Annotated in this window: 1 protein-coding gene; it reads left to right on the top strand. The window is 67.3% G+C overall.

Features of this window, described 5'->3' with window-relative positions; all coding sequences use genetic code 11:
- Positions 1–502, top strand: a 502-nt coding sequence (locus tag HGG74_RS21105) for a lyase family protein (protein ID WP_246263148.1), incomplete at both ends; no start/stop codon positions are given.

Below are 502 nucleotides of genomic sequence, written 5' to 3'. Positions count from 1 at the left end.
CCATGATCGGCGTGGACCTGTCCCGGGTCTCGGAGGAAGTAATCCTCTGGGCCACCAAGGAGTTCTCCTTCGTGACCCTGGATGATTCCTACTCCACCGGCTCCTCGATCATGCCGCAGAAGAAGAACCCGGACGTGGCCGAGCTGGCCCGCGGCAAGGCCGGCCGCCTGATCGGTGACCTGACCGGGCTGCTGGCCACCCTGAAGGGCCTGCCGCTGGCGTACAACCGGGACCTGCAGGAGGACAAGGAACCGGTCTTCGACGCCGCCGACACCCTCGAGCTGCTGCTCCCGGCCGTCTCCGGCATGATCGCGACCCTGACGTTCAACACCGAGCGGATGGAGTCCCTGGCGCCCCAGGGCTTCGCACTGGCCACGGACATCGCCGAATGGCTGGTCCGGCAGGGCGTGCCGTTCCGTGAGGCGCACGAGCTCTCCGGTGCCGCCGTCAAGCAGGCCGAAAGCCGCGGCGTCGAACTCTGGGACCTGACCGACGAGGAATA

The sequence above is a fragment of the Arthrobacter mobilis genome, from assembly GCF_012395835.1.
In the GTDB taxonomy this organism is placed as follows: Bacteria; Actinomycetota; Actinomycetes; order Actinomycetales; family Micrococcaceae; genus Crystallibacter; species Crystallibacter mobilis.
Note: the sequence above shows the minus strand (reverse complement) of the source record. Positions and strands in the feature narration are given on the sequence as shown.